The sequence below is a fragment of the Endozoicomonas sp. ALB032 genome (assembly GCF_049310125.1).
GTDB lineage: Bacteria > Pseudomonadota > Gammaproteobacteria > Pseudomonadales > Endozoicomonadaceae > Endozoicomonas_A.
Map to the genome: position 1 here is coordinate 195,859 of NZ_JBLYNW010000001.1, position 26,378 is coordinate 222,236.

General features: G+C 46.7%; 24 protein-coding genes. 12 read left to right on the forward strand and 12 right to left on the reverse strand.

Annotated features, from left to right (window positions below; translation table 11 throughout):
* Positions 1-19 precede the first annotated feature (19 nt).
* The 6 genes from ACO6VG_RS00655 (at position 20) to malQ (ending at position 8,598) form a co-directional block, all read left to right on the forward strand.
* Positions 20-739: a papain-like cysteine protease family protein gene (locus tag ACO6VG_RS00655; RefSeq protein ID WP_422138796.1), complete on the forward strand. Its 720-nt coding sequence runs from the start codon at positions 20-22 to the stop codon at positions 737-739.
* A 693-nt stretch (positions 740-1,432) separates the two neighbouring features.
* Positions 1,433-2,650 carry a maltose/maltodextrin ABC transporter substrate-binding protein MalE gene (malE, locus tag ACO6VG_RS00660; protein WP_422135125.1) on the forward strand — a complete coding sequence of 406 codons (1,218 nt, stop codon included), beginning with the start codon at positions 1,433-1,435 and terminating at the stop codon, positions 2,648-2,650.
* A gap of 129 nt (positions 2,651-2,779) precedes the next feature.
* Entirely contained in the window at positions 2,780-4,330 is a 1,551-nt protein-coding gene (malF, locus tag ACO6VG_RS00665) for a maltose ABC transporter permease MalF (protein ID WP_422472247.1), read from the forward strand.
* Between the two features lie 6 nt (positions 4,331-4,336).
* Complete coding sequence (gene malG / locus ACO6VG_RS00670; protein WP_422135127.1) at positions 4,337-5,224, forward strand: maltose ABC transporter permease MalG; 888 nt, start codon at positions 4,337-4,339, stop codon at positions 5,222-5,224.
* Between the two features lie 36 nt (positions 5,225-5,260).
* Positions 5,261-6,394: an ABC transporter ATP-binding protein gene (locus ACO6VG_RS00675; protein WP_422135128.1), complete on the forward strand. Its 1,134-nt coding sequence runs from the start codon at positions 5,261-5,263 to the stop codon at positions 6,392-6,394.
* Between the two features lie 14 nt (positions 6,395-6,408).
* A complete protein-coding gene (gene malQ, locus ACO6VG_RS00680; RefSeq protein WP_422472249.1) occupies positions 6,409-8,598 on the forward strand; it encodes a 4-alpha-glucanotransferase in 2,190 nt (729 codons plus the stop codon).
* Between the two features lie 66 nt (positions 8,599-8,664).
* Here the strand turns inward: malQ and ACO6VG_RS00685 are convergent, their stop codons facing one another.
* The gene (locus ACO6VG_RS00685; protein ID WP_422135130.1) at positions 8,665-9,741 is read right to left on the reverse strand and encodes a MalM family protein; all 1,077 of its coding nucleotides are present in this window, start codon (positions 9,739-9,741) and stop codon (positions 8,665-8,667) included.
* Between the two features lie 465 nt (positions 9,742-10,206).
* On the opposite strand from ACO6VG_RS00685, the gene lamB reads away from it, so the two are divergent.
* Positions 10,207-11,703: a maltoporin LamB gene (gene lamB, locus ACO6VG_RS00690; RefSeq protein WP_422472251.1), complete on the forward strand. Its 1,497-nt coding sequence runs from the start codon at positions 10,207-10,209 to the stop codon at positions 11,701-11,703.
* Positions 11,704-12,179: 476 nt separating this feature from the next.
* On the opposite strand, the gene ACO6VG_RS00695 is transcribed toward lamB, so the two are convergent.
* Positions 12,180-12,308 carry a hypothetical protein gene (locus ACO6VG_RS00695; RefSeq protein WP_422472253.1) on the reverse strand — a complete coding sequence of 43 codons (129 nt, stop codon included), beginning with the start codon at positions 12,306-12,308 and terminating at the stop codon, positions 12,180-12,182.
* 226 nt (positions 12,309-12,534) lie between these two features.
* Here ACO6VG_RS00695 and tnpA point away from each other — a divergent pair, with 226 nt between their 5' ends.
* Genes tnpA through tnpC form a run of 3 tightly spaced genes read left to right on the forward strand, consistent with a single transcriptional unit; the run spans position 12,535 to position 14,785 of the window.
* Positions 12,535-12,843, forward strand: a complete 309-nt coding sequence (gene tnpA / locus ACO6VG_RS00700; RefSeq protein WP_422452199.1) for an IS66 family insertion sequence element accessory protein TnpA — start codon at positions 12,535-12,537, stop codon at positions 12,841-12,843.
* A 2-nt stretch (positions 12,844-12,845) separates the two neighbouring features.
* Positions 12,846-13,229, forward strand: coding sequence for an IS66 family insertion sequence element accessory protein TnpB (gene tnpB, locus ACO6VG_RS00705; RefSeq protein WP_422452200.1), 384 nt, complete (start codon positions 12,846-12,848; stop codon positions 13,227-13,229).
* 5 nt (positions 13,230-13,234) lie between these two features.
* Positions 13,235-14,785 (forward strand): IS66 family transposase, encoded by a 1,551-nt coding sequence (gene tnpC, locus ACO6VG_RS00710; RefSeq protein ID WP_422472255.1) that lies wholly within the window; start codon positions 13,235-13,237, stop codon positions 14,783-14,785.
* A 138-nt stretch (positions 14,786-14,923) separates the two neighbouring features.
* Here the strand turns inward: tnpC and ACO6VG_RS00715 are convergent, their stop codons facing one another.
* Positions 14,924-16,705, reverse strand: a complete 1,782-nt coding sequence (locus tag ACO6VG_RS00715; protein ID WP_422135133.1) for a hypothetical protein — start codon at positions 16,703-16,705, stop codon at positions 14,924-14,926.
* Between the two features lie 354 nt (positions 16,706-17,059).
* On the opposite strand from ACO6VG_RS00715, the gene ACO6VG_RS00720 reads away from it, so the two are divergent.
* The gene (locus ACO6VG_RS00720; protein ID WP_422135134.1) at positions 17,060-17,200 is read left to right on the forward strand and encodes a hypothetical protein; all 141 of its coding nucleotides are present in this window, start codon (positions 17,060-17,062) and stop codon (positions 17,198-17,200) included.
* 50 nt (positions 17,201-17,250) lie between these two features.
* Here ACO6VG_RS00720 and glk read toward each other — a convergent pair whose 3' ends face one another.
* Complete coding sequence (gene glk / locus ACO6VG_RS00725) at positions 17,251-18,222, reverse strand: glucokinase (protein WP_422410322.1); 972 nt, start codon at positions 18,220-18,222, stop codon at positions 17,251-17,253.
* A gap of 107 nt (positions 18,223-18,329) precedes the next feature.
* On the opposite strand from glk, the gene tcdA reads away from it, so the two are divergent.
* Positions 18,330-19,136, forward strand: coding sequence for a tRNA cyclic N6-threonylcarbamoyladenosine(37) synthase TcdA (tcdA, locus tag ACO6VG_RS00730; protein ID WP_422135136.1), 807 nt, complete (start codon positions 18,330-18,332; stop codon positions 19,134-19,136).
* A 16-nt stretch (positions 19,137-19,152) separates the two neighbouring features.
* On the opposite strand, the gene ACO6VG_RS00735 is transcribed toward tcdA, so the two are convergent.
* The 8 genes from ACO6VG_RS00735 to ACO6VG_RS00770 form a co-directional block, all read right to left on the reverse strand.
* Complete coding sequence (locus ACO6VG_RS00735; protein WP_422472257.1) at positions 19,153-20,139, reverse strand: flagellar motor protein MotB; 987 nt, start codon at positions 20,137-20,139, stop codon at positions 19,153-19,155.
* Positions 20,136-20,987, reverse strand: coding sequence for a flagellar motor stator protein MotA (motA, locus tag ACO6VG_RS00740; RefSeq protein ID WP_317145266.1), 852 nt, complete (start codon positions 20,985-20,987; stop codon positions 20,136-20,138). Before motA ends, ACO6VG_RS00735 begins: the two co-directional genes overlap by 4 nt.
* 4 nt (positions 20,988-20,991) lie before the next feature.
* Entirely contained in the window at positions 20,992-21,726 is a 735-nt protein-coding gene (locus ACO6VG_RS00745; RefSeq protein WP_422135138.1) for a sigma-70 family RNA polymerase sigma factor, read from the reverse strand.
* 16 nt (positions 21,727-21,742) lie between these two features.
* The gene (locus tag ACO6VG_RS00750) at positions 21,743-22,255 is read right to left on the reverse strand and encodes a flagellar basal body-associated FliL family protein (protein ID WP_422135139.1); all 513 of its coding nucleotides are present in this window, start codon (positions 22,253-22,255) and stop codon (positions 21,743-21,745) included.
* A 30-nt stretch (positions 22,256-22,285) separates the two neighbouring features.
* Positions 22,286-23,533 carry a flagellar hook-length control protein FliK gene (locus ACO6VG_RS00755; RefSeq protein WP_422472259.1) on the reverse strand — a complete coding sequence of 416 codons (1,248 nt, stop codon included), beginning with the start codon at positions 23,531-23,533 and terminating at the stop codon, positions 22,286-22,288.
* Positions 23,534-23,546: 13 nt separating this feature from the next.
* Entirely contained in the window at positions 23,547-23,948 is a 402-nt protein-coding gene (gene fliS, locus ACO6VG_RS00760; RefSeq protein WP_422135141.1) for a flagellar export chaperone FliS, read from the reverse strand.
* 14 nt (positions 23,949-23,962) lie between these two features.
* A complete protein-coding gene (gene fliD, locus ACO6VG_RS00765; protein ID WP_422135142.1) occupies positions 23,963-25,312 on the reverse strand; it encodes a flagellar filament capping protein FliD in 1,350 nt (449 codons plus the stop codon).
* 152 nt (positions 25,313-25,464) lie between these two features.
* Positions 25,465-26,268 carry a flagellin gene (locus ACO6VG_RS00770; protein WP_422135143.1) on the reverse strand — a complete coding sequence of 268 codons (804 nt, stop codon included), beginning with the start codon at positions 26,266-26,268 and terminating at the stop codon, positions 25,465-25,467.
* Between the last annotated feature and the right edge of the window lie 110 nt (positions 26,269-26,378).

Below are 26,378 nucleotides of genomic sequence, written 5' to 3' on the forward strand. Positions count from 1 at the left end.
ACTAAAAAATGGATAAAATATGAAACTAAGAGGACCGCTCAGAGCAATTTGGGGTTTTAATGCTACTAATGACACAACAAATTTAGAAGCTGAACAGAAAAAGTTCAAAGGAAGGAGTGTAGAGCTCAAAAGTCACATTCACCCTGTTAAGTACATTCATCAAGGGCATGTTAATCTCTGTGGTGATGCCTGTGTAGAAATGCTCAGAAGGTTTTATGGTGACGATCCATTATTTGTTACCAGTATAAATCCAGAAAAAGTTGAATCACTTTCTACTAACCCGAGAAGAATATTTAAAGGATTCCCCTTAGAAGAATTTTACGAAGAGTCTATTCGTTCAAATTTCAAATTATCTGAGTTGCAATTTCCTGATTCTTCATACACTAAAGAAGCATTAGTTGAGTCTTTAACTGAACTCATTGCCGAGACACCTATTCTTCTTAGATATCAAGAAAATTGCTTCTATGGTCATTATGCCCTGTTAATAGGCATTATGGGTGATAAATTAGTCATTCATGATCCTTGGTCCGGAGGTAGTCAAATAGAAACTGTAGAGTGGTTACAGTCACTGATTTCAGAAAATGAATTAGAAGCATTTCTTGCACAAAACAAGACGGCTGATGACATACTTCCAACAGGCATTATTACAATAAAAGTTGATTCAGAAGATCCAGAACCTTCAGAGGATTTTGATAGCTTAGTTGCCAGAGTAAAAGAGCGCCTTAACCGTCGACAATGATGTAACTGGTTCCTATGCTGGAGCGGCTGTCGCAAAACTCAGGTTCCCAAGCTGTCGTGCCCTTTGGGCCCCAGCGAGGGAACCCGGACTAAACCCAGCTCCCTGTCTCCAGAATCAGAACGAGATGAAAACGACTTCCTTTTTTCGCCTCAATTAATTAGCTATCGTCGTATATTTTGATTTAATTCTCAAAAATAATATTAACTTGCTTTTTTAGAAAATTATGAATAAGTACCTGGCCAGTTGGTTTCGCATATTCTGGCGAGTGGATTTTTTCATCCTTTAAGGCGCAACGACGGGCGCGTAGCCATAGCTACGCAACCAGAGTTGGAACGCAGAAGGATGGAAAAAGCCGCCGGCCAGAATATGCGAAACCAACTGGTTAGGTACTTAAAACCTTGCCTTGATGAAAAATTCTTCTCCACATCATCATTACCTTCCGATTCTGCCGCTATTATTGAATAAGTTTTTCTTTCATCTCAGACAGCAACCCAATGGGTCTGTCTGTGAAAACAAATCTTCACTCTTGAGCGAACTTTCAAGCCATGTAGGGGAATCATCATTAGGCTGACCGGAGAGGTTCACGTCCGGGTGCGTATGAAGCTTGTCCTACAGAACGCGCCTGCGGTTTATCACTGCGAATGGCCGCTGCGCTTTAACTGAATAGCTAAATTGATCAGGAGCCGTTGACTGATGATCAGATTACTGGGTACTCCACTTGGCAAAACCATAGCTGCAGCTGCAATCACTCTCGGGACTGCCCTCAGCCCTTTCCAGGCCTTCTCCTTTGAGGATGATGAACTGGTGATCTGGGTAGGCGGTGACAAGGCCTACAATGGTATCCGGGAAATCGGCAAGGAGTTTGAGGAAGACACCGGCATCAAGGTTAAAGTTGAGATTCCGGAAAATATTACCGATCGTTTTCAACAGTCGGCAGCGTCCGGTGGTGGACCAGACATTCTCTTCTGGGCCCATGACCGATACGGTGAATGGGCCCAGAGCGGCCTTCTTTCGCCTGTAAACCCAGCTGCGGATTTCAAAAGCAAGATTGACGATCTGGGCTGGCAGGCGATGACGGTTAGCGGCAAGATCTATGGTTACCCTGTCTCTATGGAGGCTATCAGCCTGATCTACAACAAGGATCTGTTGCCAGAGCCTCCCGGCTCATTTGAGGAAATGTTTCCTCTTAAAGACAAACTGGCCAAACGCAAAGTTACTACCATTATGTGGGATCAGATCCAGCCTTACTTCACTATGCCGATGCTTGCTGCAGATGGCGGCTATGTCTTCAAAAAAACACCGACTGGTTATGATATCAAAGACACCGGAGTCAATAACGCCGGAGCCATGGCCGGTGCCAAAATGCTGACCGAGCTGATTGACAAAGGCGTTATGCCCAGAGGCGTTGATTATGGTGTTATGGAGTCCAGCTTCAACAAGGGCCAGACAGCCATGATGATTACCGGCCCCTGGGCCTGGTCAAACCTGGACAAAACCAAAATCGACGGCAAAGATCTGAATTATGGTGTGGCCGCTTTGCCCAGCGTCAATGGCCAGCGTTCCAAGGCATTTGTTGGCGTCTGGGGAGCCACTTTGAACAGTGCCAGTCCCAATAAAGCCCTGTCTAAAGAGTTTCTTGAAAACTACCTGCTAACAGACGACGGTCTTCGTACTATGAACAGCGATGTTCCGCTGGGTGCTGTGGTCAATAAAAGCTACATGAAGGAACTGGAAAAAGACCCTCGCATCAAGGTTACCTACGAAAATGCCGTCAACGGTTTGCTCATGCCCAATGTACCGGAAATGGGCAAATTCTGGTCAGCCATGGAGTCTGCTCTGATGAACATTACCTCCGGAAGACAGGACTACAAGAATGCGCTCAATGAAGCAGCCAGGCAAATTGTCAACTAGGCTGTCTAGATCCCCTTCTACTTATCTCAATGCAGTGAAATACGACAAGTGATTTCGAGAGCGATTTATGCAGTTTCAAGCCCACCGGATCAGAGTATGTGAGCTAAATCTGCTTCAGGAGTCGACTTTATGGAGGCTGATCAGAAAGCAAAGAGCCCATTGACCTGGTTGGTATGTGGATTAATTGGCATGATTGATCTTGTGCTGCTCTATGGCGTGGCCCTGATGTACTTTCAGGGAGAGTTTGCTTTTGCCCTGATCATTCTGGTGATTGTCTGCGTCGGCACCTGGGTGTTCATAAGCGCTGATGGCTACAACTACCGATATGTTTTCCCTGCAATTCTGGGCGTATCGATATTTATAGTTTTCCCCCTGATCTATACGGTATATGTCGCATTCACAAATTACAGTTCCAGTCACCTTTTATCCTTGGAGCGCGTAAAAATCCTGCATCTGGGCAAAACCTATAAAACAGAGGGTGAGTCCTATCATTTCAGTGTTTATCAGCAGGGGGCTGATTACCGGGTTCTGTTTATCAGTAACAAGGAGACAGACAAGTACCTTATAAGTCAGCCGTTCAACGAAACCGTCATTCCAGTGCCATTGAAAGCTGACTTTTCACCGGACCTTCCTGAAGGCAATGAGCTCCCCCTCAAGGAGACCATAAAGCTACGGAGTACCCTCAAAAAACTGGACGTAGAACTGCCTGACAAGACTGAGCTAACAATGACCAGCCTGAGAAAATTTGGTCCCATGTCAAAAATTTACCGTGACATTGGTAATGACACTCTGCAGGACACGCGTAATGGCAACCTGCTAAAGCCTGATCATACAACGGGCTATTATATCGAAGTGCCTGAAGGGCAGCCTGATTCAGCGGGCAAGCAGGTAAGACCGGGCTTTGTCGTTTATAACGGCTGGGATAATTTTGTTCGGGTGCTCAAAGATCCTGGTATTCAGGGTCCTTTCTTAAAAATTTTCCTCTGGACCCTGGTATTTGCAGCTCTCTCGGTGCTCTTTACCATGACTGTAGGGTTGCTGATGGCCTGTCTGGTGCAGTGGGAACCCCTGAAAGGTAATAACTTTTACCGGCTGCTGTTAATTCTTCCTTATGCAGTGCCAGCCTTCATTTCTATTTTGATCTTCAGGGGCCTGTTTAATCAGAATTTTGGTGAGATCAATATGCTGCTAAACCTGCTCTTTGGGGTTCAACCCGAATGGTTCAGCAACGAGTATCTGGCAAAAGCCATGGTCCTGATCGTTAATACCTGGCTGGGTTATCCTTACATGATGATTCTCGCCATAGGCCTGTTGAAGTCTATTCCAGATACTCTTTATGAAGCTTCAGCAATAGACGGCGCCTCTCCCATCCAGAACTTCTTTAACATCACTTTGCCCATGATCATAAAGCCTCTGACACCGCTGTTGATTGCCAGTTTTGCATTCAACTTCAACAACCTGGTTCTGATTGCACTGCTGACTGACGGTGCTCCCAATATCATTGGTGCCAGCACTCCGGCAGGTGCCACCGACATTCTGGTGAGCTATACCTTCCGGATCGCATTTGGCCAGTACGGGCAGGATTACGGCCTGGCTTCTGCCATAGCCACCTTCATCTTCATCATGGTGGGTATCATAGCCTGGGTGAACCTGAAAGCGACTAAACAGGTACTGGAGTGAACGACTATGATGGTACAGCCAAGAAACCTTAAATGCCGGGTGTGGTCTGCCAGAATCTTTATGATTCTCTTTCTCTGCCTGATCATGTTTCCCTTCCTGATGATTATTTCGGTGTCTTTTCGTTCCGGTAACTTTGCTACCGGCGACCTGATACCCAGTAATCCCAGTCTGGAACACTGGTATCTGGCTTTTGGTATTCCCTGGGAAAATGCCGACGGCTCCATCACCCAGTCTCCCTTCCCTGTTCTCCTCTGGTTATGGAACTCTATCAAAGTAGCGTTTATTTCCACGCTGTTGATCCTGCTACTATCAACCACGGGCGCCTACGCATTCGCCAGACTGAGATTCCGATTCAAGGAATCCATGCTTACTGCCATGATGATTCTGCAAATGTTTCCAGCTGTACTGGCACTGGTTGCCATATACTCCCTGTTTGAGCAGATCGGCAACTATGTTCCCTGGTTAGGTCTGGACACTCTGGGTTCGGTAACTGTCGCCTACCTGGGTGGTCTGGCTCTGCACATCTGGTTAATCAAGGGCTACTTCGAAACCATTGATTCATCCCTCGAAGAAGCTGCAGCGATTGACGGAGCAACGCCCTGGCAGGCATTTCGTTTTGTGTTGCTACCGCTATCAACACCCATTCTGGCGGTGGTTTTTATTCTGGCTTTCATTACCAATATTGCTGAATATCCCGTTGCTTCAGTGCTTTTGCAGAGCATGGATAATCTGACGCTGGCGGTTGGCTCGAGACAATATCTGAATCCACAGAATTATCTCTGGGGCGACTTTGCTGCGGCAGCCGTTCTGTCAGGTCTGCCCATCTCTATTATTTTCCTGTTGTGCCAGCGCTGGATTGTCGGTGGTCTGACTTCAGGTGGTGTCAAAGGCTAGCCTGCCGGGTTCAGCGTATAAAAAACGGAAAACCTTATGGCTGAAGTTAAGCTTGTCAATATTTCCAAAAGCTATGACCAGGGCAAGACCTGGGTTCTCAAGAATATCAACCTGAACATTGCAGAGGGTGAATTCATTGCGTTTATCGGGCCTTCTGGCTGCGGTAAGTCCACTCTGCTTCGAATGGTCTGTGGTCTTGAAGATATCACTGAAGGAGAAATGTACATTGCCGGAGAGCAGGTGAATGACTGGCCACCGAACGAGCGCAGGGTAGGCATGGTCTTCCAGTCATACGCTCTTTATCCACACATGTCGGTGGCCGAAAATATGGCCTTTGGTCTGAAGCTGGCAAGAGCCGATAAATCGTTAATCAAAAGCCGGGTTGAAGAAGCCGCCCGAATTCTCCAACTGGAAGCCCTGCTGGATCGAAAGCCAAAAGCCATGTCCGGAGGTCAACGACAAAGGGTGGCTATCGGCCGCTCCATCGTGCAGCAACCAAGGGTCTTTTTGTTTGATGAGCCGCTGTCCAATCTCGATGTCGCGCTCCGGGTTCAGATGCGGCAGGAAATAGCCCGACTCCACAACCGTCTGCAAACAACGTCTATCTACGTCACCCATGACCAGATTGAAGCCATGACTCTGGCAGACCAGATTGTTGTCCTGAGCCCTCTGGCTCAGGGGGCAAAAACTAACCTGGAGCAGGTTGGCAAGCCATTGGAGCTTTATCACCAACCCGCCAACCTGTTCGTTGCCGGATTTATCGGTTCACCCAAAATGAATTTCTTTGACGGTTTTATTGAAGAGACCGGCAACAGCGAAACCCGAGTCAAATTAACCACCGGTGAAGTACTCCGGACAAATGTTGACTGCCAGGATGCCAAAAAGGGTGACAGGGTCGTGCTGGGCATTCGACCCGAAGATGCTCTGGCAGAAACGGATAATGGCAACGCTGTCGAAGGCAAGGTTGAGACGTTGGAGCGTCTGGGCGCCGAATCTTACATATACATGAGCCACGATACCATTCGTGAAAACTTTATTGTCCGGGTAGAAGACTCAAAAAAACGTGATGCAGGCAGCAAGATGAAAATTGAGCTTCCGGTTCAGTTTTGTCACCTCTTCAACGCTGAGGGCAAGGCTTTTCCTCGTACCCAGGCGCCAGCCCACGACTGATAAGAGAGAGCGTTATGTCTGATCCTGATCTGATTGAACAGCTGGCCGGGTACTATCGCGTTTCTGGAGAATACAGTGACTGGGCGGGTGAGCCTGTCAGCGTCCCCATCGAATACAAATTGCCAATTCTCGCCGCCATGGGATTGAACGTTGAATCTGACGATGCGATAAAACAGGCGATCACAGACTTTGAACAACAGAGGTGGCAGCAACTGTTGCATCCCGTTTCTGTCTTCACACAGGGACAAGCCTATCAGGTCAGTCTGCACCTTGAAGATCAACAGCTGGGTCAGCTGTTCAAAGGCGAAATAATACTGGAAACCGCTGGCCACCACTCACTGAATCTGAATACTGACGATATGCCCATAGAGGAAAGTTGCAATTTTGGGGGTAAAATCTATCATCACCTGACGTTCAAATTACCGGATACTTTGCCCCTTGGTTACCATCGGCTCTCGCTGCAAAGTAACAATACGCAAGACTGTGCACTGATAATTATTGCTCCTGAAACCTGTTACGAACCTGAAGGACTGGGCAGTGGCAATAAGATATGGGGCAGTGCAATCCAACTTTACACACTCCGAACTCGTCATGATTGGGGTATGGGCGACTTTTCAAGCCTGAGTCAGTTGGCGACTCAACTGGCAGAGCAGGGCGCAGATGTTATTGGTCTGAATCCTATTCATGCCCTTTACCCTGCCAACCCTCTTCATGCCAGCCCCTACAGCCCATCAAGTCGAACCTTTATTAATCCCTTGTATATCGATATCACAGCTGTGCCGGACTTCAGGGAATGTGACGAAGCCCGGAAGCGATTTGAAGAGCCAGAGTTCAAAGAACAACTGCAACGGGCAAGAGATCAGGAATACGTAGACTACAGCCTGGTAGCGTGGCTGAAGTTTGGTTTTCTGAACACACTGTTTGAACACTTCTATCAACAGCACCTTAACCCCGAAAGCTCAAGGGGAAAAGCTTTTCTGGATTTTTGCAGAAACCGTGGCCCAGCTCTGGAGCAACATGCCCTCTATGAAGCTATTTATGAGCATTACAAAAAGCTGAACATCAATAACTGGGGATGGCCATGCTGGGAGCCTTTGTTCCAAAACCCGGAATCCAGTGCCGTTAAAGCGTTTGCTAGCGATAACCGAAAACGCATTCAATACTATATGTACTTACAGTGGCTGGCTGAAGATCAGCTGGCCAAAGCCCAGGAAGCGGCCATTGAAGCCGGTATGCTGGTGGGCATCTATCGTGATTTGGCCGTAGGTGTGGACAGTGGCGGCTCTGATGTCTGGAGTCATCGCAGCCTGTATTGTCTGGATGCAGGCGTTGGTGCGCCCCCGGACGGTGTCGCTCCCCAGGGACAGAACTGGGGTTTGCCTCCCTTTAATCCGCAGGTGCTAAGGGCTCAGCAGTACCAGCCCTTTATTGAAATGGTTCAGGCTAATATGAGCCATTGCGGGGCTTTGAGAATTGATCACGTCATGGGGCTACTGAGACTCTGGTGGTGCCCCAAGGGCAAAACCGCTGACTATGGTGCCTATGTCTATTATCCCCTTGAGGACTTACTCGGCATCATCAAACTGGAGAGCCATCGTCGTCAGTGTCTGGTATTCGGAGAAGACCTCGGGACAGTTCCGCCTGAAATTCAGGCCACTTTGCCACCGGCCCTGTTCTATTCCAATGAAGTGGTTCTTTTCGAATGCCTGGGTGATCATTTTACGCCACCTCTGGACTATAAACCGATGGCTTTGACCTGTATCAGCAACCATGACATCCCTCCTCTGAAGGCCTGGTGGAATTGTCTGGATCTGGATTTGCGTCTGCAATTGGGTATTTATGATCACAACCGGACACTGCAAGAGAAAGAGGCAAGACACAGGGAAAAGCTGGCTTTACTGAAAACACTTTCGAGTATCCATGAGTTTCCTGCAGGCATGAACCCACACGATATTTCCACCATGGGATACTCAAGGGACTTAATGGAAAAAGTGCATTATTACCTGACTAAAACAGCTTCAAAAATCACCGTGGTTCAGCTGGAAGAGGTTTTGCAAATTGACTCCCCGGTGAATATTCCCGGGACCAGCGAAGAGTATCTAAACTGGCGCAGGAAGTTGACCGATACTCTGGAAAATATTTTTGCTGATGAATCCAATCGGTCGTTTTTTAACAACATGACGGTGATTAGAAAGAGCGGTTAAGTTTAACGCCATCAAAGTGCAAAACAGAATGCGGCCGCTTTAATAGGAAACGACAGGCTGCAAGTGTTAACTGTTCGTCTGTCGCCTATAATCAAACAGCTTATCCACTTCATCCAAGGCAGCCTTGATCTGATCAATGACCTTCAATGCCGCAGCTCCCTGACCGGCCTTCAGGTGCTCGTATATTTGTAATTGATAGTGATACAGGACTTTCCCGCCATAACCAACTCTAACATCAGTTTTAGGGGCATTCAGTTTATCAACGGGCTTACCATACTGTTCAACAAAGTACTCCTCTGTATCCCTGACAATACTGCCCAATTCAGCCCTTGAGACAAGAGCCCATCCAATATCGCATGACTTAAGGCCTTTATTAACAGCATCAACATAATACTGCAGAACTTCTTTTGTAAAAGGGTCCTGTACCGCTTTTGGAAGTGCTGTAGCAGAGACAGCTACAGGAGCAATGGTCGTTGAAGCATGAGCCACCTCTGAACTTTTTATACTGATGGCCAGATACCCTTTGTTTCCATGAATGGCTACAGGATCTGAAACTGGCGGAGCTACAACGCCGTAAGCTCTGGCATATGCCCTGGCCTCATTCATCAAAGTAGTTCTTCCTTTCCTCAGTTCATCGGTGGTGTAGATAAGCATACAAACAGCTTCCTCATTGGAGCGTTTGTCATTATCGATGACGAATTGGGCTTCAATACTTTCAGGGCTGGTAAACCCGGGCTTTTTGTACTTGATCTGACTTTCAGGTATATGGGCTATGATATTGTGCGACTGATCCAGAAGTGCAACAGCCGGATAGAACAGCTGTTCTTTGTCGCCATCCTTGACCACGTAGCTGTTAATATTCACTTTATGAATACCCGTTGGCGGCAGACTGAAAGCCAGTACCGGAGTCTCTCCGGTGGATTGTTTTAACCTTGAAGTAAAGTCATTAACGACAACGTTAGTCTTTTTTTTATCGCCGGGATAACTGATTGGCTGACAGGTAATATGTTTAACCGAGTTGTACACTTTGCCTTCTGAGTCTGGCTGCCTGACTATCTCTTCGCGGCTATTGAAAAAAGTACAGCCCGTCAGGGTTATCACAGGGACAATAATACACAGCGAAAGAATCTGTTTTTTCCGCATTCCAAACACATCCCGTCGTTTATAAGATCTTCTTAATGCTGCGTTAATTTGGCCGCCTGGAGTGCCAACTGTTCTGATACCTCTCAACAAACTCATAAACTGTATACCTGAATTCACGATCAACAAAAAATTGCAGCATTTTTTCACTATCAGTAACAGTATTGCCGCACAGGCTCTGGGAGCCTGTCTGCAAACATAGTCGTATTTGTGTCAGACAGGATAAAAAACTCTATTATCTGCTATTTTTTCCTGTTTACTTTGCTGATTGCGAATCTCTGGTCTAGATTTTTTACGGGTATGCCGAAAACATAATTCTCAAAGTCATTCGGTTTATTTACTCAAGCCGCCATGAATATGTGATGGCTTCAGGATCTTGGGAAACCGCATCTTCATGGCAACAGGCCAGAGCAACTTAGCCAACGGTTAGCTCTGGTCAACTGTCGTACACACACAAGGTAAATAGCAATGATTCAGATACAGAGTACTCTGTCTGCTCTGGGTCGCAGTATTGGGGTTATTTCTCTCGCTTCCCTCCCTGCACTTTCCTGGGCCTTTGAAGAAGTTAACGTTGATTTTCACGGCTATGCCCGCTCTGGCGTAGGTCGTTCAGCAGAAGGAGGAGATCAGGCCTGCTTTAAAGCGGCTGGGGCACCCGCCAAGTACCGCTTGGGTAATGAGTGTGAGACCTATACCGAGCTGAAGTTTGGTGCTGAGTTGTCTAATGATAATAATACCTCGTTCAGGCTGGATACCAATATCGCCTACAAGGTTTACCAAAACAATGACTGGGAAATGCCCGGGATGGGTGACGATTATTATGGCAACAATGAGTTTGCCCTGAGGGAAGTCAACTTACAGGCCACTAATATCATTGAGGGTATGCCGGAGGCTATGCTCTGGGCGGGCAAACGCTTCTACCAGAGACATGATGTTCATATGAATGACTGGTACTACTGGGATGTTTCTGGCCCCGGAGCCGGTATTCAGGATATCGATATTGGCATAGGCAAGTTTGATATTGCTTGGCTAAGACATACACCCATCGTTGAATATTTTGACAGCAGTGGGTCTTACGAAAAGCAAGCTGTTGAAACCGATGTCATAGATCTCAGACTAAAGGATTTGAGACTAATGGATAATCTCAGCCTTGAACTGGGAATTGACTACGGGAAGGGAAATCCTCCTGACAAGTATGAAAGCAAGGAGGCCCTTGATAAGGACGGATGGATGCTTACAGCTGAGTTGACTTGGGAGGTTCTGGATGGCTTTAACAAGTTTGCAGTGCAATACGCTAGTGATGGCATGACGGGTCCAGGTGTTGGCTCAACCGGACGAGATATTGTCTCAGCAGAATGGTACAAAGGTAACAAGCTCTTCAGGGTACTTGATCATGGCTCGTTCTCTCTGAGTGACCAGATGGACATCATGTACGTTGCAGCATGGACTCAGGTCGAATACGACGAAGAAGCTCAAAGACTGAGTGGGTTGCCTGATGACCCCCTCTCCTTGCCTGACAAAAGAACTTGGATAACCGCAGGTATCAGACCCATCTGGAAATGGACTGAAATCACCAGTACTGCAATTGAGCTGGGTTGGGACAAAGTAGAAAATGCCTTTTATGATAGCTCTTTAAACGGTGGTAAAGGTCAGGGCTTTGATAGTCAAGTGACCAAATTTACTATAGCTCAGCAGTTCCATCCAAAGTTTGGAGCGTTTGTCAGACCCGTTATCAGAGTGTTTGCCACCTATGCCAAATGGGATGGGATTGAAGACGACTGGAAACTTCCAACAGAAACTGATGAAAACGCCAAGTGCACCGCTACCTACTCTGCAGATGAGTGTTATAGTGCTGCCGGTTTGGGATATTTCGATACAGGCACCTCTGCGACTCAAATCATAAGAACCTTTGGCGCTGAAACCGACGGCTGGACATACGGCGTGCATTTTGAAGCTTGGTGGTAGTGGTTAATCCGTAACCTGAAATAAACAAAGTAGCGGGTTTTATGCCAAGGGGCTAAGTAAAGTGTGGCAAAAAAACCTAAATAATAATGTGTTTCTTATGACCAAAATAAGGCTGCAGTGATGTGGCCTTATTTTTTCGGGTATTCGAAACAAAAATATAAAATATAAAAAATATAAAAAAATATAAGACACCCATAATATAAAAATATAAAAAATATAAGACACCCATAAAAAATGGCTCTTCAGGGATATCTGTGGAACAAGAATATAAGACACCCATAAAAAATAAGACATTCAAAAACTGCATCCCCAAAAAGGATCAGAAAATCTATCTTCAACCAGCGTATCAACGAGCCACACGCGCCATCCAACGAACAGAAGCTGTTCAAGCCATAATTCAGACAATGCAAATTCATTCCGAGATAAGTCGAAGAGAGATAAAGAGAGGGTCTTTGACGCCTTGACAGACTTCTACGCTAACCTGTCAGGTACAAACGACTACAGGCGTTTAAACCTCGAAGCCACTTCTGTCCGGCTTCAAGTGCATAAGTCTTCATTGCCTCCAGACGACCAACTGCCCGATAAAAACGATTATTCCATTGCATGGTTTTCAACCACTCATCCGGATCAATTTCCAGTCTTTGAAGAATAGGAGGGGTATACGACGGGATGGAACCTTTCTTATCTGTTCTGACAACGCGGCCACTCCAGTCAACCAGTTCCAGATAGTCGTGAAGAAGGTAGGGAGTAACCGCTCATTTGAGGACGTCTTCAAAAATCACAACCTGACTGCCAGCCTTTCCCCTGCAAACAACGCAGGAGATACCTAACGTGAAGCAACTGACAAAACCCTTTACCCGTCTCAACCCTGAGCAGTGGCAACAGATCATTGATCAGCAAATAGCCAGTGGCTTGAGCCAGAAAGCTTTTTGCCAAACTCAAAACATAAGCCTGGCAACATTCACAAACTGGAAGCGCAAACTCAGGGATAACGACAACACTGACTCCTTTGATATCGCTCAGGCTTCTGCCCCGGAATGGGTTGAAGTCCCAAACGGGCTGACTGAACCTCCAGCCAGCTTAAACTGGCAGTTGGAACTTGAGCTGCCCGGTGGTGTTATTCTTCGTATGCGTCGCTGATCATGTTTTTTCCAGAATCTCAGGTTCGGATCTGGCTCTACAACCGGCCCACCGACATGCGTAAATCCTACGACGGCCTGTCTGCCCTGGTGAGAAACAAACTTGAAGAAGACCCACTCAGCGGCCAGCTGTTTGTCTTCATCAACCGCAAACAAACCCAGTGCAAGGTGCTGTATTTTGATCGCAGTGGATACTGTATCTGGAGCAAACGACTGGAACAGGGTCAGTTTCATACTCATGCAGGCAAATCCATCAAGCAAACAATGGCGTGGACAGATCTGAAGCTCATCCTTGAAGGCATTGATACCCGCTGCGTTCAGCAATATAAACGCTACAAACATCAACCGTCCCGTTACACAAAAGGAGAGTCAAAGGTCTATCTTTAACCGCCATGAAATTACCTGTTTCGACCCCCGGCACCACTGACCAGGACCTGCTCCAGCAGATCCTGGTCTTGCTGTCGGAGCGTGATCAGGAAATAGCTTCTCTTAAACATCAGCTGGCCTGGTTTAAACATCAGCTATTTGGTGAAAAATCCGAAAAGCGCCTGATTGAGAATCCGGACCAGCTGGCGCTGGGAGAAATCCTTCAGGACAAGCCTGAAGAGCAGGAAACTCCCACAGAAACCATCACTTACGAACGGCGGAAAAAGAATCGCCCTGAAGACTGTGTGACCGATCAGGGGCTGCGCTTTACTGAAGATGTACCGGTTGAACTCATCCCGATGCCTGCTGCAGAAATGAAGGGTGAAGACGCAGACCAGTACGAAATCATTGACTACAAGTACACCTATCGGCTGGCGCAGCGCCCTGCCAGCTATGTCATCCTGAAATATCAGCGCGAAGTCGTTCGCCATAAGCCCAGCCAGACGCTAACAACGGTAGCCGCACCATCAGGATTATTTGATCGCAGCTTTGCCGATGTCAGCTTTATCGCAGGTCTGCTGGTAGAGAAGTACCGCTTTCACGCACCGCTTTACCGCCAGCATCAGAAACTTGAGTCCAGTGGTATTACTATCAGCCGTGGAACCCTGACACATCTTGAGCAGCGTGCCGGGCACTTACTCAAACCCATCGCTGACGAAGTGCTCAACAGCTGTCTGGAAAGTCGTGTCCTCACTCTGGATGAAACGCCCGGAAAAGCGGGCCGTAAAAGCAAGGGCAAGATGCAAAGAGGCTACTTCTGGTGTTTTTACGGAGACCAGAATGAGATAGCTTTTACTTTCTCCACCACTCGTTCTGGCAGGGTCGTAGAACCTTATCTGAAAGAGTATAAGGGGGTCTTGCTGACCGATGGTTATTCGGAATACGACCGCCTGTGCATGAAATACCCCAAAATCATCCATGCCCAGTGCTGGACACATAGCAGGAGATACTTCGTTAAGTCACAAGAGGTCGAGCCAGAAGCCGCAAAAGAGGCGCTGGACTGCATAGGTGCGATCTATCAAGTCGAAGACGAAATCCGCAAAGCTGAGCTGCAAGGCGAAGCAAAGCGGGAATACCGCCAACAGAATGGCAAGCCACTGGTTGATCAGTTCTTTAACTGGCATGAAGAACAACTTCGTCGCCTGAATCTGGTGAAAAGCAACCCATTGAGCAAGGCTCTTGGCTACGTGAACAAACGGGAAAAAGAGCTACGGCTTTATCTGGATAATCCGGATGTCGCCATTGATACGAATCACCTGAAGCGAAGTCTCAGGTGTATCCCGATGGGGAGAAAAAACTGGCTTTTTTGCTGGACAGAAGAAGGAGCAGACAATGTTGCCGTGTTCCAGACGTTAATCGTCAGTTGTCTTCTTGCAGGCATTGATCCATACAAGTACTTCGTCGATGTGCTTCAGCGCATCAGTTACCATCCGGCTCGAGATATCCGGGAGCTAATCCCACGAATCTGGAAAGAGAAATTCGGGGCCAATCCGTTAAAATCCGATCTCGATAAGTAGGGGGAGTCTATACCCTGCTTGAACGCTTACCACCTGTCTGGGTAAAAAATCAGTGATGGATGAAAAAGTAGACCAAGTGGATGGTAAAGCAAATTTATGGGTGTCTTTTTTCTTTAATTTATGGGTGTCTTTTTTCTTTCATGAATAAAACAAGTGTTTAATATCTTTCTGAATGCTTTTCGGAAGCATTGTCAATTCCTGTCCTCTTGAATGTCTGTCTACAGCACAAATGCAGCGATACTCAAGAGGGCGAAAACAAAAATGGGCTTTGTGCTTTTCTAACGTATCGTTAAAATAACACTTCAATTTTGGTTTTTTTTCTGTAGGCCCTTCTAATTCATTTTCTTCTAAAATAGGGAGAACTCCATATCTGAAAACGCTTCTAAGAGCTAACTTAGAATACTTTATTGGAGATTTTGACATAGCTAAAAGTAGAGGTTTGCCTTTAACCTTAAGAGACTCTGGTTCAATTCCATTATTTCTTATTTGTTCTAACGCAAGCTCTCTGAGTTGTGGAAAGTTATCCCATTTTTTTAAAAAAAGTAGTTCTAGCGCATTGTCACGAACCCTATCTTTTTGATAGCAATCTGCCCCATTCTTAATCAAAAGCTCAATAATATTTGCTAGCTTTTTAGAAATAACTTTGTCCGAAGAATTACTTTTTATTACTTTAATCAATGGGCTCATTCCTGCATCGTCAGAAACATTAGGGTCCAGCCCTTTGTGCAGCAAAGTTTTCCATGCCTTTAAAGAATATAATTCTGGATATCTTGACATGGCTAAAAGTAGAGATTGGACATCAACCATAATAGAGTCAAGTTCAATTCCATTATTTCTCATTTGTTCAAGTGCAAATTCTCTTAGCTTTGGAAAAACATCCCATTTTTTTGAGCAAAGTAGCTGTAGCGGAGTTTCACCAGAGCCACTTTCTTGATTGCAATCTGCCCCATTATTAATCAAAAGTTCAATAATAGTTACTAGCTTTTCAGAAGAAGTCTTATCCAAAGATTTACTTTTTATTACATTAATCAATGGGCTCATTCCTGCATCGCCAGAAACATTAGGGTCTAGCCCTTTATGCAACAAAGTTTTCCATGCCATTGAAGAATAATAATCTGGATAGTTTGACATAGCTAAAAGTAGAGGTTTGCCAACAGCCATAATAGAGTCAGGATCAATTCCTTTATTTATTGTTTGTTCAATTGCAAGCTCTCTGAGCTTTGGAAAGTCATCCCATTTTTTTGAACAAAGTAGTTGTAACGGAGTTTCACCAGAGCCAATTTCTTGATAGCAATCTGCCCCATTATTAATCAACAGTTCAATAATAGTTGCTAGCTTTTGATTAATAACGTCATCCATAGACTTGCTTTTTATTACATTGGTCAATGGGCTTTCTCCAGCATCAGAAACATTAGGGTTTAGCCCCTTTTTCAACAAAATTTTCCATGCCATTGTTGAATAATTTCCTGGAAATGTTGACATATCCAAAAGTAGAGGTATGCCACGAACCATAATAGAGTCAGGTTCAGTTCCATTATTTATTATTTGTTCAAGGGCAAATTCTATGAGCTGTGGAAAGTCACCCCATTTTTTTTTGCAAAGTAGTAGCAGCGGAGTGTCACCAGCGCCATTTTGTGGATTGCAATCAGCCCCGTTCTTAATAAAAAGTTCAATAATAGTTGCTATCTTTTCAGAACGAGCTTTATCCATAGAGTCATCATCTGCCGCCCATATTACATACATCAGTGGACTGATTCCCAGATTATCAGAAATATTAGGATTTATTTTATTCAAAGTTTCTTTCCATACTTCTAAGGAGTATCGATCAGGCTTTATACTCATTGATATAAGGTCTGCTCCTCCAAGCCCACAACCAGGATATTGATACGTCCCAACACTTTGACCAATTGTTCCAAACATGCTGCATTCTTCCTTCTTAAACTCTCAAGTTATAACTTTTGATTGTTTGAATGCTTATTAGTTTCCTGAATAGCCTAACCCTATAGTTACATCAACTGACATATAACTACTCAACCATACGAAATCATATTTTCTGACTCATTGTTCAGGCACTCGCGGCAACTGCTCCTGCGTTGCTCTAGCTCCTGCATCCATGCAGTCGTGATGCGTTGCAACTCTGGTCACATAGCTTGCTATGTTCCCGTCGTTGCGCCTTGCAGGGCACCTGCCCAATAAGCCAGAAATATTCGATTCCGTATGGCTGAGTACTCATGAGCCGTAGCCCCGTCAGGGGCAAATACAAACCCTCTAGAAATGCTGCAGGACAATGAAATTGCTGAATTCCTGGCCGAAGCCCATCTGGACGATGATCCTGCCGTGTTCACTGATCATTTTTTAACCACTTATTTGCAGTTTGTTACTTCCCTGAAGTTTGAGAAACCACCCAAAGGTTAATCCCAGACTTATCCACAGCCTCTGGGGATACTTTTAGAAGACAGCTGACTTTAATAATGACCTGAACGGTTCAAATAGGCCGCCGCTCCGGTTAACCCGGGATTTTCAGACAATATGAGCCATGTTGGTATGCCTGACATGTAGTCTTTCATCTTGTCTCTGTTCTCAAAGGCCTTACGGAACGTTCCTCTGGCAAACAGCGTTTTAACTTTGGGGATAATGCCGCCCGCAATGTAGACACCACCCCTTGCTCCCAGAATCAGTGCAGCATTCCCGGCGGTATTACCCAGAATCTCAAAAAAGTGATCCAGCACTTCGTAAGCGAGAGAATCCTGTTCTTCCAGAGCCTGAACTGTAATATCTGCCGCCTGCAGTTTATCCATCCGACCATCCAGGCTCGAGTGCGCTTCATAAAGTAATTCCAGACCTGAGCCGGAAAGTATTCTCTCAACTCCCAGCAACCCCCCAACTTCTTTTCGGATAAATCTCCAGACACTGATATCTCTTTCAGTAGAAGGTGCAAAGTCGGCATTGCCCCCTTCACCGGGCAGAGCTTGCCAACCCACAGGCGTTTCGATCAATCCACAAAGCCCCAGACCGGTTCCGGGACCAATTACCAGCTTGACGGCATCAGGATCAAAGTCCAGCTCAGGCCCAACAGGCATGAGTTCGCTTACAGGAAGGTGAGGGACCGCCAGAGCCTGTGCGGCAAAATCATTGATCAGTGCCATCACTTCCAGTTCAAAGTCTTGTTTGAACTCTTGCTGATTAATTTTCCAGTGGCTGTTGGTGAAATTTACCCTTCCACCCACGACCGGGCCTGCAACAGCAAGACAGGCCCTGGCAATGGTTTCAACCCGCTGATTTTTCAGATAGAGCCGAACGGCATCTTCCAGATCGGAATAATCAATACTCGACATCGTCTGAATGCCTTCCAACACCAGACTGTCAGGTTTCACCAGGGCAAAGCGGGCATTGGTACCACCAATATCCCCCACCAGAGATTGCAATACTTCAGTCATCGGATACATCCAGGCCAACAGGCTTCATGACAAGTGAGGATGTCAGTATTATAATCCTGCGCCCGAACTCCTGACCTGAAAATGCCTGAAAAGCTCCCGGACTCTCTATGACAGTTGCTTCAGAAAACTCAACCAATGGCTATGACGCCCGTTTTGGAGGAAGCCGCAGGCTCTATGGCAACGATGCTGTAGACCGACTGAGACAATCTCATGTCTGCGTCACAGGCATTGGCGGAGTCGGCTCATGGGCAGCAGAGGCTCTGGCCAGAACCGGGGTAGGGACTATTACTCTGATCGATCTGGATGATGTCTGTGTCACTAACATCAATCGTCAGCTTCATGCCACCACTGAAACCATTGGCCAGTCCAAATGTGAAGTGATGGCCAGCCGCATTCAGTCCATTAATCCGGACTGCCAGTGCCATGTTATTGAAAACTTTGTAACGACCGAAAATGTGTCTGAACTGATCAGTCCGGACTTTGATTATGTATTGGATGCCATAGACAGTTTCAGAATCAAGGCCGCCCTGATTCATCACTGCAAAAGAAACAAGATTCCTGTCATCACAACCGGTGGCGCGGGCGGTCAGGTCGATCCTACCCAGATTCAGATTGCCGATCTTACCAAAACCTGGCACGACCCTCTGGCAAAAAAAGTCAGAAACCATCTGAGAGATTTCCACGGCTTTACTAAAAACAGCAAGCGGAAGTTTGGTGTCGATTGTGTCTTCTCTTCAGAACAGGCCGTTTATCCTCAGCCCGATGGCACAGTGTGCCAGCAGAAGCCTGCTGATATGGGTTCTACAAAAATGGATTGTGCCAGTGGTTTTGGCGCCACCACTGTTGTGACGGCTACGTTTGGCTTTGTGGCTGTGTCTCGAATCATTAAAAAAATCATCGATAAGAAAACTTAAGAACCTGGTCAGATGCTTAATTGTCTCCCCAGTTTATATCATCTTTCATTTCTTCCGGAAGCTGGTTGTCTCGGGCTTTGTCCAGAGCTGTGCGCATTTTCTGCGAGTCTTCATCACTCAGTTTTTCGGTGCCTTCCTGAATTACATCTTCGGTACCTTCTTCAACCGGTGCAAACATATTTTCAATCCGCTTTTCCATTTCCTCGTTCAAAAACAGAATTTCAATTCTACGATTTGAGCTGGATTCAGGCTTTTCAGGGTCGCGCAGTACCCGGTCAGCCATACCCAACACCATCATAATCCGGGACTCCTCCAGTCCTCCGAAAACCAGTGTTCTTCTGGCAACCTGAGCCCGGGCTGATGACAGTTCCCAGTTTGAATAGTTATTCCTCTGAAAGCCTGAGCTGTCGGTATGACCGCTGATCATGAGACTGAAAGAAAGTTTGTTCAAAATAGGGGCCATCTCAAGCATTAAATCCTGAAAAAATGGCTGCAGTCTCGCGCTCCCCTTTTCAAACATATTCTTCTTGTTATTGTCCAGAATGACAATGCGTAAGCCTTCCGGTGTTTTCTCCAGATCAATGTAATCTTCATATCTTCCAGCTGATTTACTGCCGCCTACCAATTTTTGTAATTCATCGGACAGCTTGTCGAAAATCAGCGTGTTATTCAGGGTTTTGTCCATATCCTCAGCAATAACTTCAGTCTCTTCCCTGCCTCGATTGTTTGCCCCTGGTCTGGGAATATTCACCAAAGTATTCATTCCCCCAAAATTAATGGGCTTGGAACTGCTTGGATGGCGGAATGAGCCCGGATCTTCAAAATAGGTGGCAATGGCTTTCTTCTGTTCCTTGTCCGTGGCGCTCATGATCCAGAGCAAAAGAAACAAAGCCATCATGGCAATGGCAAAATCAGCAAAGGCTACTTTCCATGAACCGCCATGATGTCCATCACCATGACCGCCATGTTTCTTTTTAATGACAATGACATGATCTTTACTCATGAGCCGTCCAGCAACTCTTCCAGTTCACTAAAAGTGGGGCGTTTGTCCGCAAAAAGCATTTTCCTGCCGGAATCCACTGAAACAACAGGAGGAAAACCGGACTTGTTACTGCCCAGCCCCACCCTGATGCAATGAAATGCTCTAATCTCCTGATCGATTGAGTGACCAATGGCCGTTGCACAGGGTCCTACTAATCCGTAGGCCATAAATATGCCAAGAAAAGTACCTGTCAGAGCCGCAGCAATCAATCGGCCCAGTTGATCCATTGGGCCATCTATCGCACCCATAGTAATAACGATACCCAGTACTGCCGCGAGAATACCGAAACCCGGCAATGCATCAGAAATCAGCTGCAGAGCATCCGCCGGACGCATCATTTCTGACTCCATGGATTCAATTTCTTCCTCAATAATGGTTTCGTATTCGTGGGGCTCAATGCCGTCTACCAGTGACAACCTGAGGTTTTCAGTAATGAAGTTATAGATATGAGGGGTCTTCATTATCAGAGGGTATTTGGAAAAAACATCGCTGTTTTCAGGGTTTTCTATATGCTCTTCAAGCGCCTTGGTCCCTCCCTTTTTTTTCGCCATATTGAACAACGTATACAAAAGAGAGAGCAGCTCATCAAAATATTCACGATTAAAACCTGAATTATTGACGGTATAAACCAAATGTCGCCCGGCCGCTTTGACAACATTCGTTGGGTTGGCAATCATAAACGCCCCCAAGGCGCCACCACCAATCATCACTATTTCTGCTGGCTGCCAGATAGCCCTCATTTCACCACCCGCAGCCATAAAGCCACCAAAGATGCAGCCTAGCTGGATAAGCAGCCCCAAGATTTTCATAACACTATTCCCTGTTCCATTCTTCCAGCAGCGAGCGCAGTCTTAGAACAGCCTGACGGTGTAACTGACAAATACGGGCCTCCGTCAGATCCAGAGCTTCTCCAATTTCTTTCATATTCAGTTCATGAACATAATAGAGATTCATCAAATGTTGCTCTCGTTCCGGTAACTCCTTTAAAGCATTTGCCAGGGCCCTGCTGCGCTCCCCTCCCATGGCAACCACTTCTATAGAGTCATCCTGATTAACCTCTATGATTTTGCTGTCAGCCTCACCCTGCATCAGCCCATCCAGACTCAGCAGATTGTCGGAATTACTGCTCTGCAACATGCGGTGGTATCGCTCAAGGCTGACACCAAGCTCTTTTGCAATTTCTGACTCGGACGGAGCCCGTCCCAGCTTTGTATTAAGCGTCTGAATTGCCTTCCTGATCTTCTGTCCGTGTTCCCGATCTGTTCTGCTGCGCCAGTCCCACTGTCGTAACTCATCAATCACTGCGCCTCGAATCCGGGTTTTGGCAAACTGTTCAAAGGGGACTTTGCGGCCCGGATCGTAACGACTGGCAGCATCCAGAAGCCCCATCATCCCGGCTTGCAAGAGATCATCCCGGGAAATGTTACTACCCAGACTACTGGCCAGATGCAGCACAATCTTTTTGACCAGAGACAAGTGCTGTTTAACCAGAACATCCCGCTGATTTCCTGCCTGTTGGCGATAAGCGTCAAGTCCTTTTTGCTGCATCTCAGCCACTAAGTTGCTACTGGATCACAAGATCCGTAATCAGACAGTCATCCACCCTTGCTCCCACCCTCTCTTTCTCGAGCAGGGCATTGACTCTTGCCAGCGTTTCAGCACGGATAATCTCTGTAACTCCCCCGGCTTTAACCTCTTCAAACGAGAGTGAGCCCAGATAGTTGATGACTTCATTACGAATAAGAGGCCGGTAGGCTTCCAGTGTTGCGATCACGGTTTCATCCCGTACCATCAATGACTGTTTTATCTGCATATATCGAGGTCGGGCATCACTTTTGAGAGTGATAATAAATGGCTCAAGCACCATAAAACTGGGTGGTCCCAATGCTGCAGCTTGCGGTTGCGGCTGCTGTTGCTGTTGCTGTTCCTGTTGCTGCGGCGGATTCATCATTGTCATTGCCACAAAAGCGCCACCACCCGCCAGCAACAGCACCAGAAGAATAATGATGATGATTAATAACTTGCCGTGGCCTGAATTTTTGTTTTCAGAGTCACTGCCTTCTTTTTCATCTGCCATGAGTCCAGAAACTCCTTTTCCGATGATCTGTTAAACGAAATGATCCAATAATCTGCCGCCATGAAGCCTGAATTGTTCCTGGGCGCTCTGATAACCATTTGATTCAAGACAACCATCGGCGGTGGGCAGATATTCTGAAGATTGTTCCGACGTATCAGCGTCTTTCTGGCTACCCACATCCACTGACATTTGCCCCAGAGTCAGTGATTCACTATTAAGAGCTTCCCGCAGGCGATCTCCGTGAAGCAGCAGCAAGTCTCTGGCAGCGGGTGTTGCTGTTATCACCTGAAGGCTGACAGCGTCTCTGTCAACGCTAACCGTCAGCGTTACACGACCCAATTCCGGTGGGTCTAACCGAAACTCCATTTTCTGCTCACCCTGCTTAATCATTTGCACCACTGTCTGCCCGAAGGGTCGCTGAGCTACTTCAGGTTGCAGGAAAGGTTGCTTAACTGTGGCTGACTGGGCTGCTGATGATGGCTCAGTCATCTGAATGGAAACAGGCTGTTGGGAGGTTTGAGGCGTCTGATTAACGATGGCCTGTATTGATTCGGTTGGCTGTATCAATGCAGGCGCTGTTTTTAAAGAAACCTTCCGTTCCACTTCGAAATTGAACAGAGACAGCGGAGCTGGAATTTCTTTTGATCCATGGTGATTTTTTATCTCCGGCGCTTTGGCTTCTGTCTGGATCTGATCCGGTTTCAGAGTGATTTCCGGCTTAAATTTTCCTGTCTGGTGATCGACTTCCTCTACCAGATTAACATCCGTTAATGGTTTTTGAGTCTGAGACACCCACTGAGTATTAACCGGAGTCAGAGAGACCTCTGATTCCTGTGGTCGAACAGGCAGGCGGAGTTTTTCAGATTTTCCGGGCATTGACAGATTTAAATCAGGCCGTTCAGTAACCCCTACTGTTAAAGAGGTACTTTTTATTTCTACGGCGGACTGTTCAGGTTTTGCTTCTCTGGTCAGTATCGGTAAGCTGGTGACGGGAATATGCTTTGTCAGCTCTGAAACGTCAGGGTTTGCCAAGGGTAAATTTGTTTTTGCCTGCCCATCAACAGGTATCAACCCTGCAGCCAGAAGCTCCGGAGAGACTAACTCTGTGGATGCAGATTCTATTGAGGAAAACTGTTGAAGAACAGTTTCAAATGTCAACTCAGAAGAAGTAGTAACTGTCTCAGCAGCCGCCATGACCTGCGGTTGAGCACCATCAACCGATGGCGCTGAACTCGATAGAGATAACAACGAAAAAACTGGCAGAGCCTGGTTTTCCATTCAAACCGCTCCGTTACTGAATAGTGGCAATCGCAGCTTGAGGAAGGGAAATATGGGCCCAGGCTTCCTGTATTTCTTTTAGCAGCCCCATAACTTCACTGATAGCAGTCAAATCATTTTTTGCATTGGCCTCAGTTAAACGTCTGATGCAATAGAGATATAACGATTGGAGATTTCCGGCCAAGTCACCACCTCTTTCAAAATCCAGAGACTGTTCCAGCACCAGCAGAATTTCGATAGACAGGGAGAGGCGATCAGACTTGTTGGTCAGATCCTTTCGCTCAATGTGGTGGCTTGCTTTAGCCAGATTGTCCATCAGTTTGGTAAACAACACACCCACCAGCTGAACAGAATCAGACGCTTCTACACCCGCTTTTTCCTGTTGCTGATAAGCACCCAGACCTTTTTTCTTCATGACCCTCTCCATGATCAGGAATTATTGTTATTCAGACTATTCAGACTGCTGGTGATCCAGTCACTGGTTCCACTCAGTGAGGCCAGAATACTTTCCATCGCCAGGAACTGATTCTGGTAATAGCTGCGGGTCCGCTCCAGTCTCAGCTCCAGTGCCGCACGATCATCTTCAATATCACTCAAGCCCTCTTCAATCCTGTCCTCTCGACTGTCAAGCGTTCCGCTACTTTCAAGGTGGGGAGTGAGAACGGCTGCCATTTGATTCATTAAGCCATCTTCACCAGCCAGTACCTGCGCCAATTCATCAAAGTTGTTAATCAGGGCGTCATCCAGACTATCGTTATCCAGGGTTATTGAGCCGTCTTCGGTAGTCGTCAGACCCAATTGCCCGAGTGTTCTGAATGTGTCACCGTCTTCACCATATAAAGAACTAATGACACTTCTCAACTGACCCTCAATAGCCCGGGTCTGGCTATCACCATTGAGAGGCCCCGCTGAAACACCGTTGAAATCTGTGAGAGTATCAAGGGTAGACTTAACATTGTTCCAGGCATCCACAAACTCCTGCATGGACTCTTTCAGGCTGTCTTTGTCTACGGAGATATTCACGGTAACCGGATCTGTGCTGACGGCTTTCAGATTGAGCGTGACGCCATCAATAAGGTTTTCCAGTTGGTTATCTTCGGAAGTAATAGTGATTGCAGAGGCTCCTGCACCAAACCGGATACTGGCATCCACTGCCACCTGTAAATCGGTAAAGGAACCCAGGGTTGCTGAGCCACCGGAAAGGCCACTGAAGTCACTCGTTATGGTGTTTGCTGCTCCGGATTTCTCACTAGTCAGCATCAGACGTTGCTGACCGTTTTCATTAATAATCGCTGCCTGAACCCCGGTGTTATCGGCTGCGCTGTTTATAGCATCGCGTAAATTAGTCAGGCTTTCTGAACCCGGTTCGACCGTAACGGAGAAGCTTTCACCGTTAACCGAGAGATTGACCGTTCCGGAACCAATAGTGGCATCTGTAGCGATAGCTGCGGATACAGTCTGGTGGCGAGTCGCCAGCTGATCCACATAAAACTGATAACTGCCTTCCCCGGCGCTGCTGGAAGCGGTTGCGCTCAGAACGGACTCATTACTGACACTGACGGCTCTGGGACTGAATTTACTGATGCTGTTCAGGCTTTCTACCTGAGTATTAAAATCATTCAGTGCAGACTTTAGCGTCCCGACGGCAGACAGTTCTACATTAAAGGCCTCCTCTCTGCGGGCATAACGGTTTTCACTGGGAGCACGCTCGGCCTCCACCAAAGTGTCAACAATGGAGTTAACATCCAGCCCTGAATAGATGCCACTTAAACTGAACATAATCAGCCTCTGATTAATGCCTGCTTTTATTCAGTCGGCACCGCTTTGAGAAACATAACCGAATAACAGACAGCTCTATAAAAAATGGGAGCTCACTGGCTCCCACAAAGACCATCAGCATTAAAGCTGACTGAATGTTACCTCTCCAGCGATTAACGCAGCAGAGACAGAATGTTCTGAGGGATCGCGTTAGCCTGAGCCAACACAGCAGTACCGGCCTGTTGCATAACCTGATACTTACTCAGATTCGCTGTTTCTGAAGCAAAATCAGTATCCACGATACGGCTTCTGGAAGCACTCAGATTTTCACGGATATTTGAAAGGTTATTGACGGTAGTGCTCAGTCGGTTTTGGGATGCACCCAGACTGGCTCGAACAGCGTCATAAGCAGCAATATCCACATCCAATGCACCCACTGCTGTTTGAGCGGTAGCGGCATCGGTAAAGGTAACAGCGGTCAGCGCAACGGCAGTAAAGTTAAGGTCTATGTTATTGGTGGTAGCATCGGTATAGTCAACTGCAATTTCGACGGTACCTGCGCCAAGAACGGTTGTCCCGTTAAACTCAGTCGTTGCGGCAATACGGCCAATCTCAGCCAGTTGAGCATCGTATTCGGCTTGCAGGGCGGTAACATCAGCAGCCTCATAGGTACCACTTGACGCCTGCAAAGCCAGATCCCTCATACGCAGCAAAGAGTTAGTGATCTCGCTCATAGCACCTTCAGCAGTCTGGGCCATGGAGATGCCATCGTTGGCATTACGGATAGCGACACCAAGTCCACCAATTTGTGCAGCCATTTTATTCGCAATCTGCAAACCGGCAGCATCATCCTTAGCACTGTTAATACGCATACCAGAAGACAGACGCTGCATGGCGGTCTGAAGACCTGCCTCGGTCTTACTCAGATTACGCTGAGCATTCTGAGAGAAGATATTGGTATTTACGGTCATTGCCATTTTACTAATTCCTATTCATGGTTTTACTCGCTTAATAACTTCAACGTACTGCCTGTTGATAAGTACCACTCGGGAAGGCTTCTGGATTTATTAAATAGACTTGCCATTCT

Bases quoted from the DNA above. Each gene is read 5' to 3' on its own strand.
- ACO6VG_RS00720 (WP_422135134.1), top strand. From the start codon at position 17,060: ATGCTGCAGGACAATGAAATTGCTGAATTCCTGGCCGAAGCCCATCTG.
- ACO6VG_RS00655 (WP_422138796.1), top strand. From the start codon at position 20: ATGAAACTAAGAGGACCGCTCAGAGCAATTTGGGGTTTTAATGCTACT.
- glk (WP_422410322.1), bottom strand. From the start codon at position 18,222: ATGACTGAAGTATTGCAATCTCTGGTGGGGGATATTGGTGGTACCAAT.
- fliS (WP_422135141.1), bottom strand. From the start codon at position 23,948: ATGAAGAAAAAAGGTCTGGGTGCTTATCAGCAACAGGAAAAAGCGGGT.
- ACO6VG_RS00750 (WP_422135139.1), bottom strand. From the start codon at position 22,255: ATGGCAGATGAAAAAGAAGGCAGTGACTCTGAAAACAAAAATTCAGGC.
- ACO6VG_RS00770 (WP_422135143.1), bottom strand. From the start codon at position 26,268: ATGGCAATGACCGTAAATACCAATATCTTCTCTCAGAATGCTCAGCGT.
- ACO6VG_RS00715 (WP_422135133.1), bottom strand. From the start codon at position 16,705: ATGTTTGGAACAATTGGTCAAAGTGTTGGGACGTATCAATATCCTGGT.
- malQ (WP_422472249.1), top strand. From the start codon at position 6,409: ATGTCTGATCCTGATCTGATTGAACAGCTGGCCGGGTACTATCGCGTT.
- malG (WP_422135127.1), top strand. From the start codon at position 4,337: ATGATGGTACAGCCAAGAAACCTTAAATGCCGGGTGTGGTCTGCCAGA.
- ACO6VG_RS00675 (WP_422135128.1), top strand. From the start codon at position 5,261: ATGGCTGAAGTTAAGCTTGTCAATATTTCCAAAAGCTATGACCAGGGC.
- ACO6VG_RS00685 (WP_422135130.1), bottom strand. From the start codon at position 9,741: ATGCGGAAAAAACAGATTCTTTCGCTGTGTATTATTGTCCCTGTGATA.
- malE (WP_422135125.1), top strand. From the start codon at position 1,433: ATGATCAGATTACTGGGTACTCCACTTGGCAAAACCATAGCTGCAGCT.
- motA (WP_317145266.1), bottom strand. From the start codon at position 20,987: ATGAAAATCTTGGGGCTGCTTATCCAGCTAGGCTGCATCTTTGGTGGC.
- fliD (WP_422135142.1), bottom strand. From the start codon at position 25,312: ATGTTCAGTTTAAGTGGCATCTATTCAGGGCTGGATGTTAACTCCATT.
- ACO6VG_RS00745 (WP_422135138.1), bottom strand. From the start codon at position 21,726: ATGCAGCAAAAAGGACTTGACGCTTATCGCCAACAGGCAGGAAATCAG.
- ACO6VG_RS00755 (WP_422472259.1), bottom strand. From the start codon at position 23,533: ATGGAAAACCAGGCTCTGCCAGTTTTTTCGTTGTTATCTCTATCGAGT.
- ACO6VG_RS00695 (WP_422472253.1), bottom strand. From the start codon at position 12,308: ATGCAATGGAATAATCGTTTTTATCGGGCAGTTGGTCGTCTGGAGGCA.
- tnpC (WP_422472255.1), top strand. From the start codon at position 13,235: ATGAAATTACCTGTTTCGACCCCCGGCACCACTGACCAGGACCTGCTC.
- tnpB (WP_422452200.1), top strand. From the start codon at position 12,846: ATGTTTTTTCCAGAATCTCAGGTTCGGATCTGGCTCTACAACCGGCCC.
- malF (WP_422472247.1), top strand. From the start codon at position 2,780: ATGGAGGCTGATCAGAAAGCAAAGAGCCCATTGACCTGGTTGGTATGT.
- tcdA (WP_422135136.1), top strand. From the start codon at position 18,330: ATGACAGTTGCTTCAGAAAACTCAACCAATGGCTATGACGCCCGTTTT.
- ACO6VG_RS00735 (WP_422472257.1), bottom strand. From the start codon at position 20,139: ATGAGTAAAGATCATGTCATTGTCATTAAAAAGAAACATGGCGGTCAT.
- lamB (WP_422472251.1), top strand. From the start codon at position 10,207: ATGATTCAGATACAGAGTACTCTGTCTGCTCTGGGTCGCAGTATTGGG.